Source organism: Streptomyces sp. NPDC051018, from assembly GCF_044456085.1.
In the GTDB taxonomy this organism is placed as follows: Bacteria; Actinomycetota; Actinomycetes; order Streptomycetales; family Streptomycetaceae; genus Streptomyces.
The window spans coordinates 871,421-885,977 of record NZ_JBITFN010000001.1 but is presented as its reverse complement, the minus strand read 5'-3'; the positions used below and the strand labels follow the sequence as shown (position 1 = coordinate 885,977).

Annotated in this window: 12 protein-coding genes and 1 pseudogene; 9 read left to right on the top strand and 4 right to left on the bottom strand. The window is 71.8% G+C overall.

All coding sequences use genetic code 11. The annotated features are described in order from the left end of the window. Positions 1 to 316 precede the first annotated feature (316 nt). The 3 genes from ACIBCM_RS03610 to cobC are packed head-to-tail and all read left to right on the top strand — an operon-like array spanning position 317 to position 2,911. Positions 317 to 901 (top strand): precorrin-8X methylmutase, encoded by a 585-nt coding sequence (locus ACIBCM_RS03610; protein ID WP_399239679.1) that lies wholly within the window; start codon positions 317 to 319, stop codon positions 899 to 901. After that, on the top strand, positions 898 to 1,866 hold the full coding sequence (locus ACIBCM_RS03605) for a sirohydrochlorin chelatase (protein WP_399239677.1): 969 nt from the start codon (positions 898 to 900) through the stop codon (positions 1,864 to 1,866). Before ACIBCM_RS03610 ends, ACIBCM_RS03605 begins: the two co-directional genes overlap by 4 nt. Then, positions 1,850 to 2,911, top strand: coding sequence for an Rv2231c family pyridoxal phosphate-dependent protein CobC (gene cobC / locus ACIBCM_RS03600; RefSeq protein ID WP_399239675.1), 1,062 nt, complete (start codon positions 1,850 to 1,852; stop codon positions 2,909 to 2,911). Before ACIBCM_RS03605 ends, cobC begins: the two co-directional genes overlap by 17 nt. Positions 2,912 to 3,680: 769 nt before the next feature. On the opposite strand, the gene ACIBCM_RS03595 is transcribed toward cobC, so the two are convergent. Together ACIBCM_RS03595 and ACIBCM_RS03590 are read right to left on the bottom strand one after the other, a co-directional pair. Further along, a complete protein-coding gene (locus ACIBCM_RS03595) occupies positions 3,681 to 4,640 on the bottom strand; it encodes an SCO1860 family LAETG-anchored protein (protein WP_399239673.1) in 960 nt (319 codons plus the stop codon). Positions 4,641 to 4,965: 325 nt separating this feature from the next. Then, the gene (locus ACIBCM_RS03590; protein WP_399239670.1) at positions 4,966 to 6,057 is read right to left on the bottom strand and encodes an amidohydrolase family protein; all 1,092 of its coding nucleotides are present in this window, start codon (positions 6,055 to 6,057) and stop codon (positions 4,966 to 4,968) included. 199 nt (positions 6,058 to 6,256) lie between these two features. Between ACIBCM_RS03590 and ACIBCM_RS03585 the strand changes: the two genes are divergently transcribed. The 5 genes and pseudogenes from ACIBCM_RS03585 (at position 6,257) to thpD (ending at position 11,317) form a co-directional block, all read left to right on the top strand. Further along, a complete protein-coding gene (locus ACIBCM_RS03585; protein WP_399239668.1) occupies positions 6,257 to 7,357 on the top strand; it encodes a pyridoxal-phosphate-dependent aminotransferase family protein in 1,101 nt (366 codons plus the stop codon). Between the two features lie 414 nt (positions 7,358 to 7,771). After that, positions 7,772 to 8,263: pseudogene (ectA, locus tag ACIBCM_RS03580) on the top strand (diaminobutyrate acetyltransferase); the annotation flags it as partial. A gap of 326 nt (positions 8,264 to 8,589) precedes the next feature. After that, positions 8,590 to 9,867, top strand: a complete 1,278-nt coding sequence (gene ectB / locus ACIBCM_RS03575) for a diaminobutyrate--2-oxoglutarate transaminase (protein ID WP_399239666.1) — start codon at positions 8,590 to 8,592, stop codon at positions 9,865 to 9,867. 148 nt (positions 9,868 to 10,015) lie between these two features. Next, a complete protein-coding gene (locus tag ACIBCM_RS03570) occupies positions 10,016 to 10,414 on the top strand; it encodes an ectoine synthase (protein WP_389268452.1) in 399 nt (132 codons plus the stop codon). Between the two features lie 3 nt (positions 10,415 to 10,417). Continuing rightward, positions 10,418 to 11,317, top strand: a complete 900-nt coding sequence (gene thpD, locus ACIBCM_RS03565; RefSeq protein WP_399239663.1) for an ectoine hydroxylase — start codon at positions 10,418 to 10,420, stop codon at positions 11,315 to 11,317. Between the two features lie 220 nt (positions 11,318 to 11,537). Here thpD and ACIBCM_RS03560 read toward each other — a convergent pair whose 3' ends face one another. Further along, entirely contained in the window at positions 11,538 to 12,632 is a 1,095-nt protein-coding gene (locus ACIBCM_RS03560; RefSeq protein ID WP_399239661.1) for an alkene reductase, read from the bottom strand. Between the two features lie 194 nt (positions 12,633 to 12,826). On the opposite strand from ACIBCM_RS03560, the gene ACIBCM_RS03555 reads away from it, so the two are divergent. Continuing rightward, positions 12,827 to 13,417 (top strand): MarR family winged helix-turn-helix transcriptional regulator, encoded by a 591-nt coding sequence (locus tag ACIBCM_RS03555; protein ID WP_399239659.1) that lies wholly within the window; start codon positions 12,827 to 12,829, stop codon positions 13,415 to 13,417. 88 nt (positions 13,418 to 13,505) lie between these two features. On the opposite strand, the gene ACIBCM_RS03550 is transcribed toward ACIBCM_RS03555, so the two are convergent. Next, a complete protein-coding gene (locus ACIBCM_RS03550) occupies positions 13,506 to 14,546 on the bottom strand; it encodes an aminotransferase class V-fold PLP-dependent enzyme (protein WP_399239657.1) in 1,041 nt (346 codons plus the stop codon). Positions 14,547 to 14,557: the final 11 nt, after the last annotated feature.

The following is a 14,557-nucleotide window of genomic DNA, read 5'->3' as shown; positions in this document are numbered from 1 at the left end:
AGCACCACCGGGTCCCCGGACGGCGGCAACCGACGTCCGGGCCGAGGCACCGGACGCTCCGGTCGATGCTCCGGACTCCCGGGCCGCGGTGCGGGATTCCCGGACCGGAGCGCCAGGCTCCCCGGCCGGCGTCCCGGACTCCGTGCCCCGGGCGCCTGAGCTCCCGGACCGGGCACCGGCCCCCCGGACCTCAAAGCCGCACTCCCCGGCCCTCGCGCCCGGTCCCCGGCACGGGAACGCCGGGTTCCGGCCGTATCCCGGAGGTCTCGCGATCCGCCGGGTCCCACCGCACCGATCCCCGTTCCGGAGCCGCCGTATGACCCGTGTCGTCCACCCCATCGAGCAGGAGTCGTTCCGGAGGCTGCGGGCACGGTTGGACACCACCGGGCTGCCCCCGCTGACCCGCGCCGTCGTGGAACGGGTGGTGCACTCCGCCGCCGATCTCGACTACGCGGCGGATCTCGTCTGCGACGAGGAGTCCCTCACGGCCGCGCACGGCGCCCTGCACTCCGGCGCCCCCGTCGTCGTCGACGTGGAGATGGTGGCGGCGGGGATCACCCGCCGCGAGACGGTCTGCCGGCTGCGGGACGCCCGGGCGGATGAGGGTCTGACGCGGTCCGCCCACGCCGTACGGCTGGCGTACGAGCAGGTGGGTCCCGGGGCGATCTGGGTCGTCGGCTGCGCGCCCACCGCGCTCGAGGAGCTGCTGGCGCTGAACGCCGGCCCGGCGCTCGTCATCGGGCTGCCCGTCGGTTTCGTCGGTGCCGTCGAGTCCAAGGCCGCCCTGCGCGAGAGCGGGCTCCCGGCCGTCAGCAATGTGTCCGAGAAAGGGGGCAGCGCCGTCGCCGCGGCGGCGCTCAACGCCCTGCTGTACCACCCTCACCCCAAGGAGAAAGCGTGACCACCCCGCCCGCACTGCTCATCGCCGGCCACGGCACCCGTGACGAAGCGGGGGCCGGCGCCTTCCGGGACTTCGTACGGGAACTGGGACGCCGCAACCCTTCGCTCCCCGTCGCCGGGGGCTTTATCGAGCTGTCCCCGCCTCCGCTCGGCGAGGCCGTCACCGAACTGGTGGAGCGCGGAGTACGGCGCTTCGCCGCGGTGCCGCTGATGCTGGTGTCGGCCGGGCACGCCAAGGGGGACATTCCGGCCGCGCTGGCCCGCGAGAAGGAGCGGCACCCGGGCATCTCGTACTCCTACGGCCGTCCCCTCGGCCCGCACCCGGGCCTGCTGGCGGTGCTGGAGCGGCGGATAGCCGAGGCTCTGGGCGACCCCTCCGCCGATCGCTCGGAGGTCACCGTACTGCTGGTGGGCCGGGGTTCGACCGACCCGGACGCCAACGCCGAGGTGCTGAAGGCGGCCCGGTTGCTGTGGGAGGGACGCGAGTACGCGGGTGTCGAGACGGCCTTCGTGTCGCTGGCCGCGCCCGATGTGCCGAGCGGGCTGGACCGGTGCCTGCGGCTGGGGGCACGGCGGATCGTCGTACTGCCGTACTTCCTGTTCACCGGCATCCTGCCGGAGCGGGTGCGGGCGCAGACCCGGAGCTGGTCCGGTGACCATCCGGAGGCGGAGGTCCTGTCGGCCGATGTGATCGGCCCCACCGAGGAGTTGCTCGATCTGGTGATGGAGCGCTACCGGGAGGCGGTGGCCGGGGACATCCGGATGAACTGCGACTCGTGCGTGTACCGGATCGCCCTGCCCGGCTTCGAGGAGAAGGTCGGCATGCCGCAGCAGCCGCACTTCCACCCGGACGACGACGGTCACCACCACGGACACGGACACGGACATGGTCACGGACCCGGGCACGGGCACGGCGATCACGGTGGACCGGGGCACCAGCACGGCAACCATGCACACGCACACTGATCCGCACGATCTCGGCCACCACGGAGACGCGGAGCTGCGGGACGCGGACGGGGAACTGACCGATCTCGCGGTCAATGTGCGGGCGGACACGCCCCCCGACTGGCTGCGGGAGCGGATCGCCGGGTCCCTGGCATCGCTCGCCGCCTATCCGGACGGGCGGTCCGCACGGGCCGCGGTGGCCGAACGGCACGGCCTGCCGGTGGAGCGGGTGCTGCTCACTGCGGGGGCGGCCGAGGCGTTCGTCCTGCTGGCACGGGCCCTGACGGTACGTCATCCACTGGTCGTGCACCCGCAGTTCACCGAGCCCGAGGCGGCGCTGCGGGACGCGGGCCATGAGGTGGAGCGCCTGCTGCTGCGGGAGAGGGACGGCTTCCGTTTCAATCCGTCGGCGGTGCCCGGGCACGCCGATCTGGTGATGGTCGGCAATCCGACGAACCCGACGTCCGTGCTGCATCCCGCTTCCGCGCTGACCGCCGCCGCCCGGCCGGGGCGGCTGCTCGTCGTGGACGAGGCGTTCATGGACGCGGTCCCGGACGAGTCGGAGACCCTGGCGGACCGCACGGATGTGCCGGGGCTGGTGGTCCTGCGCAGTCTCACCAAGACCTGGGGGCTCGCGGGGCTGCGTATCGGATACGTACTGGCGGAGCCGGAGACGATCGCAGCGCTGGAGCGGGCGCAGCCGCTGTGGCCCGTGTCGTCCCCCGCGCTGACGGCCGCGGAGGCCTGTACGGCCCCGGCGGCACTGCGGGAGGCGGGCCGGGCGGCGGCGCGGATCGCGGTGGACCGGGCGCATCTGCTCGCGGGGCTCGCGGAGTTCGAGGAGGTCCGGGCGGTGGAGGCGGCGGAGGGGCCGTTCGTGCTCATCCACGTACGCCGGGGCGCGGAGGTCCGCGAACGTCTGCGGCGGCTGGGCTTCGCCACCCGCCGCGGGGACACCTTTCCGGGCCTCGGCCCGGGCTGGATCCGCCTGGCGGTCCGCGACCGTACAACGACGAATCGTTTTCTCCAGGCACTGGACCAGGCTCTGGCGATGGTCGGGGGGTAGGGCCGCCACCGCCGCTCCCGCCCCGGGTGCCCGGCGTTCTGTCCCGTACCCGACGGGGCCGGTACCCGATCGGGCCCGTACCGGTCGGGCACACGGCCCGTGCTCGGGCGGGCCCACGGACCGTGGCCGGGCGGAGCTACGGCCCGTGCTCGGGCGGGGATACGGGCTGCTCTTGGACGAGGGTGCGGCCGCCGCCCCGCCGATGACTGCCGAGTCCCGCAGCCGGGCCGGCCGCCGGCACCTTGTGACCGGAGGAAGCCGGGCAGAACGTCCCGGAGGGCCCGGGTCGGCCGTGAGGGCGCCCCGGGCCAAGCCGTCGGGCCGGGAGGGCGCCCCGTGCCAGGCCCTCGGGCCGGGCCGGCAGGGCCCTTGAGCCGGTCCGGGGCCGCCCGCCGGTCCGACCGGCAGGGCCCTCCGGCCGGACTCCGGGCCCTCCGGCCGCCTCGGCATTCGGCCGCCCGGACGCCCGGCCGACCGGCCCCGCGAAGGCCGAGACGGGACGGCCGAAAAGCCGGGCCCGGGACGCCGGGGAAGCCCCGCCCGGACGCCCGGACGCAGCCGCCCCCGCAACGGTCAGGGACCTGTAGCCCCCGGCCACAGGTCCCTGGTCTGCCCCTCGGGGCGGTGGTTTCCCGTCTCAGCGCCTCTCAGCGCCTCCTCAGCCTCGTCCCGGCACCACCATCTCGATGCCTTTCACGGCCGTCTCCGTGCCTACGGTGCTACCCCGTGCTCGGAGCGCACCGCGCTCACCGCGCTCAGCTCCGGAGCGTCACGCGCGGCTGCGGGCCCGGGCGCGTGCCATCACGAGCGCCCCGCCGCCGAGGCCCAGCAGGATCGCGGAGCCGCCGGCGAGGTACATCGTGGTGGAGCTGCCGCCCGTCTCGGCGAGGTTCTCCGTGGGCGTGTCGTCGCCGCCCTGGGTCTTGACGTCGGGCGTGGAGCCGCCGGTCGTCGACTCCTCCTTCTCCTCGCCCTCGGGCTCCTCCGGCTTCTCCTCGCGCTCCGGCGCCTTGGGCGCCTCGCACTTCGCCTCGATGAGGGTGACGGTGCCGTCGACCTCGGCGACATTCAGATTGAGCGGATTGACCGCCACCTTCAGTTCGAGCGCGGTGGCCGCGGCCGTACGGCTGGTGGTCTCGGTCCTGGAGAGGTCGAGGGTCACCTTGCCGACCCCCGGAACCTCGACCTTGGTCTGGCCGCCCGCGGTGAGGGTGACCTTCTGGCCGAGCACCTTCACATGGCCGAGCACATTCGATTCGGCGATCGGCTTCTTCCCCGCCTCGCACACCGCCTTGGAGGTGACCTTCTCGACCTCGATGAGCGAGAGCAGCGGGAGTCCGGGGACATGGACCCTGGCCCGCGCGAGGTTGGCGTACCCCTCGGACTTCTTCTTGTCCGCCGTGGCCTTCGCCGTGGCCACGTCCGCGCGCAGCATCTGGAAGGGCTTGCCCTGGTCGACGCCGTCGAGCTGCACGGTCAGCGCGGTCTTCTCGGCGCTGGCGGGTGCCTTGACCTCGTTGAGGGACGCGCTGAGCGGGATGTTGACGGACTTGTTGAGCAGGGAGACATCGAGCCCCGCACGGAGCACGACCGCACTCGCCCGTCCCTCCGCGTCGCCTCCGGTGGCGTGCGCCGGGCCGGCGAACGCGACGGGCGCCGCGACCAGTGCGACGGCGGCCGTAACGGCGGCGCAGCGGCGGGCGGGCAGGCGAAAGGCATTGCTGTTCAAGATGGTGGAACCCCCACAAGAGGAATGACGTCGTCCGCCTTCCACGGGGACACGCGGACGGCGGCGACCGAGACGCCAATCATCTTTACGCACGGAGAGTGAACTGACGGACACCTGACGTGAGTTCACTCCAAAGGGGGGTTTCCGCACCCATTTTCGATTCATACGGCATGGGTGTTCCCCTGGAACACCTCCGTCACGGCCCGGAGGTTGTGCGCCGGGCGCATGCAGGGGATCCCACAAAAAGTGATCTAACGACCCGGAAGGGGGGAAAGTAACGCTCGGTCAACACAGCGCCTTCGCCGGTCGAGCACGAGGCGGGGGTTCAGCCGACGATCCGCCCGTTGAGGATCACCCGCAGGGGCTCCGCGAGGACTCCGACATCCGCCCGCGGGTCCGTGCCGTAGACGACCAGATCCGCGGGCTCGCCCTCCGTCAGTCCGGGCCGGCCGAGCCACTCCCGTGCGCCCCAGGACGTCGCCGACAGGGCTTCGAGCGGCGGGATCCCGGCCTTCACCAGCTCGGCCACCTCCGCCGCGACCAGGCCGTGGGGCAGCGAGCCGCCCGCGTCGGTGCCGACGAAGACCGGGATGCCCGCGTCGTACGCCGAGCGGACCGTGTCGTAACGGCGCTCGTGCAGCCGCCGCATATGGGCCGACCAGACGGGGAACCTGCCCTCGCCGCCGTCCGCGAGCGCCGGGAACGTGGCGATGTTGACCAGCGTCGGGACGATGGCGACCCCGCGCTCGGCGAACAGCGGAATCGTCTCCTCGGTGAGCCCGGTGGCGTGCTCGATACAGTCGATCCCGGCCTCCACCAGATCCCGGAGCGAGTCCTCGGCGAAGCAGTGCGCGGTCACCCGCGCGCCCAGCCGGTGCGCCTCGGCGATCGCCGCCCGGACCGCGTCCCGCGGCCAGCACGCCGTGAGGTCCCCCGCGTCCCGGTCGATCCAGTCACCGACGAGCTTGACCCAGCCGTCGCCGCGCCGGGCCTCCCGCGCCACATACGCGACCAGGTCGCCGGGCTCGATCTCATGGGCGTAGTTGCGGATGTAGCGGCGGGTCCTGGCGATATGGCGCCCCGCCCGGATGATCTTCGGCAGATCCTCGCGGTCGTCGATCCAGCGGGTGTCGGACGGTGATCCCGCGTCCCTGATCAGCAGGGTTCCCGCGTCCCGGTCGGCCAGCGCCTGCTTCTCGCTGGTCGCGTCGTCCACCGGACCGTGCCGGTCGAGGCCCACATGGCAGTGGGCGTCCACCAGACCGGGCAGCGCCCAGCCCTGCACCGTCAGGACGTCGCCGGAGCCCGGCGGACGGTCGTAGGTGACACGCCCCCCAACGATCCACAGTTCGTCGCGTACGTCCTCCGGGCCGACGAGCACCCGCCCCTTCACATGCACCACCGTGTGATCGCTCATATCTGCACTGTACGAGCGCGTGCCGGCGCCGTACGAGCGTGTGTCCGCGGGGTCCGAACGCGTGGGTACCCTCGACCGAGCGGCCGGAAGAGCCCGGCGGGGACACCTCCCGGGCGAAGAAGCCGCCGTACCCGCAGTACCAGCAGTAGCCGTCGTACCCGCAGTACCCCGTCAAACCCGTCGAAGAAGGCGCACCACCGTGACACATCCGTTTCTGGACCTCCCCCCGCTGACCGCCGCGCACTTCGCGGGCATCGAACGGCGGGTCGCCGCCCTGCTCGGCACCGAACAGGACGTGGTGATCACCCAGGGTGAGGCGCTGCTTCCGCTGGAGGGCTGCATCCGCGCCGGCGCGCGCCCCGGCTCGACCGCGCTGAACGTGGTGACCGGTCCGTACGGCCAGACCTTCGGGAACTGGCTGCGGGACTGCGGGGCGGAGGTCGTCGATCTGGAGGTCCCCTTCCACACGGCGGTCACCGCCGGGCAGGTCGAGCGGGCGCTGGCGGCCCGTCCGGAGATCGACTTCGTCTCGCTGGTGCACGCGGAGGCCGCGACCGGCAACACCAACCCGGTCGCGGAGATCGGCGAGGCCGTCCGCGCGCACGGCGCCCTCTTCATGCTGGACGCGGTGGCCTCCGTAGCGGCCGAGCCGCTGCTGCCGGACGCCTGGGGTGTGGACCTGTGCGTGATCGGCGCGCAGAAGGCCATGGGCGGTCCCGCGGGCGTCTCCGCGGTCTCGGTGAGCGACCGCGCCTGGGAGCGGTTCGCCGCGAACCCGGCCGCGCCCCGGCGCTCGTACCTCTCCCTCCTCGACTGGAAGGAGCGCTGGATCGACGGCGGCCGTACGACGCTGCTGCACGCGCCCGCGCAACTGGAGATGCTGGCGCTCGAAGCGTGTGTGGAGCGGATCGAGGCCGAGGGGCTGGACGCGGTGACGGCGCGCCACGCGTCGGCGGCCGCGGCGACCCGCGCGGGTGCCGTGGCGCTCGGCGGCGGCCTGGAGCCCTATGTGTACGAGGCGCGGGACGCGGCACCGGTGGCCACGACGCTGCGCGCCCCGGCGGGGGTGGACGCGGCCGGACTGGTCGCCGCCGCGCTCGCCGCGGACCCCTCTCTGCCGCTGATCGCCGGTGGCGGCTCGCTCGCCAAGGAGATGATCCGCGTGAACCACTACGGCGTGGACGCCACGCGGGGCGCGGTGCGCTCCTGTCTGGCGGCGCTGGGCGCGGCCCTGGCACAGACGGGTGCCGAGGTCGATCCGGAAGCGGCCGGGCGCGCGGTGTCCGACGTCTGGCCCTGACAGCCGGCCGGGCCCCGCACCCGGAATCGGGCGCCGGAATCCAGCGGGAATGACCGAGCTCGGTTACCCCGTCCGGGTGCATGGGAACAAAAAATTGACGGGCGAATAACCGAAGAGAAGTACAGAAAGTACCGGAAGAACGGGAAGCCGCTTTATTCATGGCAGCTTCCCGTTTTCTTCTGCCCTGGTTCTCCGACCTTAAACGCTAAGGTTTCGACAGGGCCCACCTGACCGACCGGGTGGTGTGACCGACTCCACAGGGCACCCGTTTCAGGGCCTATGTCCGGCACAAAGTCTACCAAAACGCCAGCCCTCCGCCGGGGCACTCGCGCCCGCGTGATAACACACGGGCCTTCTTCTCCCAACCCTTCCCCACCATGCATTTCTTGAATTGACTGGGTAAATTAGCTGGGCATGAGCGCCGCGCAAGACAACCTTGTCCGAGCAGCACCCCACCATGAATTCACCCGCATTGAAGCGCCACGAGTGGAGGACGGAGCCGCGATCTGGCGCATTGCCCGCGACTCCGAGGTCCTGGACCTCAACTCCTCGTACAGCTATCTGCTGTGGTGCCGTGACTTCGCCGCCACCTCGCTCGTGGCGCGGAACGCGGACGGGGAGCCCGTCGCCTTCGTCACCGGGTACGCACGGCCGGACCGGCCCGAGACGCTCGTCGTCTGGCAGATCGCCGTCGACCGGTCCCACCGCGGACGCGGCCTCGCGGGCACCCTGCTGGACGCGCTGACCGCCAGGGTCACCGCCGACCGGGGCATCCGGGAGCTGGAGACCACCGTCACCCCCGACAACACCGCCTCCGACCGGCTGTTCACCGCCTATGCCGAGCGCCACGGGGCACGGCTCGAACGCGAGGTCCTCTTCGCGGGCCATCTGTTCCCCGAGGAGTCCGGGGCCGGCGATGCCGCCGGCGGGCCGGCCTCCGGCCCCCGTCCTCCGTCGGCATCGGGAACCGCTTCTCCGTCCGGCCCCTCAGGTGCGCCCGGCCCTCCCCGTACGCCCGGCCCTTCTCGTACACCGGGGTCCTCCGGTACGTCCGGCCCCTCAGGTACATCCGGGTCCTCCGGTACTCCGGGGTCCTCCGGTACGCGGACCACGCCCGGGGGGACGGGAGCGTCCGCCGACCACGGACATCCCGCCGGGCCGCCGCACCAGCCTGAAGTCCTCTACCGCATCAGCCCCATCTCCGTCTGACCGACCACCACCTGGAGAACGCTGTGACCATCACCCCGCCCGCCCTGAGTGTCTTCGAGACCCTGGAGTCGGAGGTGCGCAGCTACTGCCGCGGCTGGCCCGCGGTCTTCGACCGCGCACAGGGCAGCCGGCTCACCGACGAGGACGGCCACACCTATCTCGACTTCTTCGCCGGGGCCGGATCACTCAACTACGGCCACAACAATCCGGTACTCAAACGCGCGCTCATCGACTACATCGAACGCGACGGCATCACCCACGGCCTGGACATGGCGACCACGGCGAAACGGGCCTTCCTGGAGTCGTTCGAGAACATCGTCCTGCGACCGCGCGATCTGCCGTACAAGGTGATGTTCCCCGGCCCGACCGGCACCAACGCGGTGGAGGCCGCGCTGAAGCTGGCCCGCAAGGTGAAGGGCCGCGAGTCGGTCGTCTCGTTCACCAACGCCTTCCACGGCATGTCGCTCGGCTCACTCGCCGTCACCGGCAACGCGTTCAAGCGGGCCGGTGCCGGAATCCCGCTCGTACACGGCACCCCGATGCCGTTCGACAACTACTTCGACGGCCAGGTGCCCGACTTCCTCTGGTTCGAGCGGCTGCTGGAGGACCAGGGCTCCGGCCTCAACAAGCCCGCCGCGGTGATCGTCGAGACCGTGCAGGGCGAGGGCGGGATCAATGTCGCCCGGCCCGAGTGGCTGCGCGCGCTCCGGTCGCTGTGCGAGCGGCAGGACATGCTGCTGATCGTCGACGACATCCAGATGGGCTGCGGGCGCACGGGTGGCTTCTTCTCCTTCGAGGAGGCGGGCATCACCCCCGACATCGTCACCCTGTCCAAGTCCATCAGCGGCTACGGCCTGCCGATGTCACTGTGCCTGTTCAAGCCGGAGCTGGACCTCTGGGAGCCCGGTGAGCACAACGGCACGTTCCGCGGCAACAACCCCGCCTTCGTCACCGCCGCCGCCGCGCTCGACACCTACTGGGCCGACGGCCAGATGGAGAAGCAGACACTGGCCCGCGGCGAGCAGGTGGAGCAGGCCCTGCTGGCGATCGTCGCCGAGGCCACCGAGCCCGGCGGGACCGGTCCCTCCTTCCGCGGCCGCGGCCTGGTCTGGGGCCTTGAGTTCGCGGACAAGTCCCGGGCCCCGGCCGTCTGCGCCCGCGCCTTCGAACTGGGCCTGCTGCTGGAGACCTCCGGCCCCGAGAGCGAGGTGGTGAAGCTGCTGCCCGCGCTCACCGTCACCTCCGAGGAACTCGACGAGGGGCTGCGTATCCTCGCCCGGTCGGTCCGCGAAACGGCCTGACACCGCCGGCCCGCGCGCACCGCGTGCGCCACCGGGTCACGTGCACCGCCGGCCCGCGCGCCGGCGGTTCGCCCGTACCGCCGGATCGCGTGCCGCGACCGTCCCTCCCCATCCGCATCCCGACGAGCAGGAAAGGCAGCATCACACCGTGATCGTCCGATCGTTCAAGGACATCGAGAACACCGAGCGCCATGTGAGATCCGCGTCCGGCACCTGGGAGAGCAAGCGCATCGTGCTCGCCAAGGAGAAGGTGGGCTTCTCGCTCCACGAGACCGTGCTGTACGCGGGTACGGAGACGTCCATGTGGTATGCGAACCACATCGAGGCCGTGCTCTGTGTGGAGGGCGAGGCCGAACTCACCAACGACGAGACGGGTGAGACCCACTGGATCGCTCCCGGGACGATGTATCTGCTCGACGGCCACGAGCGCCACACACTCCGCCCCAAGACCGACTTCCGCTGCGTCTGTGTGTTCAACCCGCCCGTCACCGGGCGCGAGGACCACGACGAGAACGGCGTCTATCCCCTGATCACCGAGGAGGGCTGAACCATGGCGACCGCCACCGGCGTACGCAACGACCTCTATCCGACCCGTGGCACGGCCGAGGTGGAGACCCCGCGCCAGGATCCGGTCGTCTGGTCCGCGCCGGGCGCGCCCGGGCCGATGCTCCGCTCGGAGCTGGAGCATTTCGAACGCGACGGCTTCATCGGCGTCGAGGACCAGATCTCCGACGACGAAGTGGCGCTCTACCGCGCCGAGATGGAGCGGCTGATCGCCGACCCTGCCGTACGGGCCGACGAGCGCTCGATCATCGAGCCGAAGTCCCGGGACGTGCGCTCGGTCTTCGAGGTGCACAGGCTCAGCCGGGTCTTCGCCGAGCTGGTGCGCGACGAGCGGGTGGTCGGGCGCGCCCGGCAGATCCTTGGCTCGGACGTGTACGTCCACCAGTCCCGTATCAATGTGAAGCCGGGCTTCGGGGCGTCGGGGTTCTACTGGCACTCGGACTTCGAGACCTGGCACGCGGAGGACGGGCTGCCGAACATGCGGGCCGTGTCGGTCTCCATCGCGCTGACGGAGAACCGTGACACCAACGGCGGACTGATGATCATGCCCGGTTCGCACCGGACGTTCCTCGGGTGCGCCGGTGCCACGCCCGAGGACAACTACAAGAAGTCACTCCAGATGCAGGACGCCGGAACTCCGTCCGACGAGGCGCTGACCCGGTTCGCCGGTCAGCACGGCATCCGGCTGTTCACCGGCCGGGCGGGCTCGGCGACCTGGTTCGACTGCAACTGCATGCACGGATCGGGCGACAACATCACTCCCTATCCGCGCAGCAATGTGTTCATCGTGTTCAACAGCGTGGAGAACGCGGCCGTACGGCCGTTCGCGGCGCCCGTGCCGAGGCCGGAGTTCATCGGGGCGCGGGACTTCACACCGGTCCGGTAGACCGTGCGGTGACCGGGCGGGGGTGGGGCCGGGGCCGGGTCAGGGTCCGGCCTGTGAGGCGCCTGTGGTACGGCGGCCGGAACCGGCGGCGACCGGCGACCGCCCCCGCCCCACGGCGACCGGCCGGGCCCGCCCCCGGCCCGGCCGCCCCGGCTCCCGCTCCCCCGCCGGCCACTCTCGCGGGCCGGGCCGCCGGTCCGGCCGGTTTCCCTTCCCCCGCTCAGACGTCCGTCAGCTGCCCGGCCCGTTCGAGCACCGGGTAGTCCGTGAACCCCTTGCTGTCGCCGCCGAAGAACGCGGTGGGATCCGGGGCGTTGTACGGCCCCGAGGTCCTCAGCCGCTCCGGCAGGTCCGGGTTGGCGAGGAACAGCGTGCCGAAGACGACCATGTCGGCCAGCCCCTCCTCGACCAGCCCGAGGGCCCGGTGGTCGGTGGGTCCCTCGGTGAACGGGTTGAGGATGAGCGTCCCGCTGTACCGCCTGCGTACGGCCTCGGTCACCTCGCGGGACCCGGGAACGTTCTCAGCGATGTGCACATACGCGAGCCCGAGCGGCTCCAGCCGGTCGGCCAGCGCCGGGTACACCTCGTGCGGGTCGGACTCGGCGATGTCGTTGTGGGTGTTGCCGGGCGAGAGCCGGATCCCGGTACGTCCGGCGCCGATGGCCCCCGCGACGGCCGTGGCGGTCTCCACGGCGAACCGGATGCGGTTCTGGACGGAACCGCCCCACTCGTCGGTGCGGCGATTGGTGTTCGAGGCCAGGAACTGCTGGATCAGATAGCCGTTGGCTCCATGCAGTTCGACACCGTCGAAACCGGCCTCGACGGCGTTGCGCGCGCTGTGGACGAACTCCCCGATGACGGCGGGGATCTCCTCGCCCGGCAGTTCGCGCGGGGGGACGAAGCGCTTCGGGCCCTCGGCCGTGTACAGCTCTCCGTCCGCGGCGACGGCGGAGGGCGCCACGCTCGCCCGGCCGTCCTCGAAGAGCGAGGGGTGGCCGATGCGCCCGGAGTGCATCAGCTGGGCAAAGATCCTGCCGCCCCGGGCGTGCACGGCGTCGGTGACCCTGCGCCAGGCGGCCACCTGCTCCTCGCTGTGCAGTCCGGGGGTGTCCGGGTAGCCCCGGCCCGTCTCGGACGGCTGGATGCCCTCGCTCACGATCAGACCGGCTCCGGCCCGCTGCGCGTAGTACTCGGCGACCAGCTCGGTCGGCGAGAGGCCGGGGCCGTAGGCGCGGCTGCGGGTCATCGGAGCCATCGCGATGCGGTTCGCCAGCGGTGTGCCCGACAGGTCGATCGGGTCGAAAGCGGTGGTCATGAGTGACTCCCAGAGAATATGTGGTCGGCCAAGCAATCTCGCCGGGAGTCACTGTAGCGCACTTACTTGGTCGACCAACCCATGATTCTTGGCCGACCAAGGTAAAATTTCTGGGAGACACTGGACAGAACGGAGAGAACTCGCCACGAGTACACCGTCACCCGGATCCCGTACAGCGCTCCCGAGGAGGCCCGATGAAGCCCGAGGCCGTGGCCGGTCCCGCCCGCAGCGAGCTCGTCCACGACGACCCCGTCCGCGGGGAGCCCGCCGACGGCACCGCGCCCCGGGAGCTGTCCGCCGGCCCGGAGGCGGTCTGCCTCGAAGGGCCCTCGACCTGCGTGCAGGGCGGACCCGTCGGCTACTCGATCGCCCGTGTCTCCCGGCTGCACCGGATGGCCGCGGGCAAGACGCTCCGGGAGCTGGGGCTGTACCCGGGGCAGGAGTTCGTGATGCTCCATCTGTGGCGGTCCGGCCCGGTGCGGCAGAGCGACCTGATCAAGACGGTGGAGCTGGACCCCTCCACGGTCACCAAGATGCTCCAGCGCCTGGAGCAGGCGGGCCATGTCCGCCGCCACCCGGACCCGGCCGACCGCCGGGCGGTCCTCGTCGAGGCGACGGCGGAGAGCTGCGATCTGCGCTCAGCCGTGGAGGACGCGCTGGCGAGCCTGGAGCAGCACACACTGACCGGGCTGGAGGACGGGGAGCGGGAGGAACTGCTGAGGCTCCTCGCCAAGGTGGAGACCAACCTCTGCGCCCAGACCGCCGACTGTCCGGGCCTCCCCTGACCGCTCGCACGCTCCGGTGTCCGGAAACGAGCCCGGAGTCCGGGTCCGGCCCCGGGGCTCCGCCACCGGGGCCGGACCGTCAGGCCGGTCAGGCCGCCAGGAGGGAGAGCGCGCGGGTGACGTCCGCCGGAGAGTTGTAGAGGTGGAACGCCAGCCTCAGATTCCCCGCCCGGTCCGATGCCGTCACCCCCGCCTTCTCCAGATCCGCCACCCGGTGCCCCAGCCCCGGAACCGCCACCACCGCCGAGTCCCCCGGCAGCGGGGACAGCCCCAGCTCGACCAGCCCCTCCCGGAACGACCTCGCGAGCCCGGTGTCGTACGCGTGGATCGCGGGCACCCCGATCTCCTCCACCAGCGCGAGTGCCTCCACCGCCCCGTGGTACGCCACGAACGCCGGGGACTCGTCGAAACGGCGTGCCGTCGACGCGAGGTCCTCGACGGGCCCGTAGATCGTCCAGCTGTCGGACGCGAAGCACCCCGCGTGGAGCGGCACCAGTGACTCCTGGGCCTCCTCGGTGACCGTGAGGAACGAGACCCCGCGCGGGCACAGCAGAAACTTGAACGCGGTCGTGACGGTGAAGTCCCAGTCACCCGCGTCCAGGGGCAGCCACCCCGCCGACTGGCTGGTGTCGACGAGCGTACGGGCGCCGTGCGCCGCCGCCGCGGCCCGTACCGCCGGCAGGTCCGCGATCCGGCCGTCCGCCGACTGCACGGAGGAGAAAGCCACCAGCGCCGTCCCCGGCCGTACCGCCTCCGCGAGACCGGCCAGGGGCGCGTAGCGCAGCACCAGGTCACCCCGTACGGCGAAAGGGGTGACGACCGAGGTGTACTCCCCCTCGGGGAAGAGGACTTCCGCACCCGGCGGCAGGGAGTTCGCGATCAGCGCGACCTGCACCGAGAGCGAGCTGCCGGCGGAGACCCGTTCCTCCGGCACCCCCGCCAGCCGGGCGAACGACCGCCGCGCGGCGGACACCGTCCCGGCGTCGCCCGAGCCGCCGGGCCGACCGGACGCCAGCTCCCCGATCAGCCGGCCCATCGCCGCAGCGGCCCGGCGGGGCAGGACCCCGCAGGAAGACGTGTTCAGATAGGTGTTGTCCAGTGCGAACTCGGCACCGCCCAGAGTCTCCATGCATTCACCCT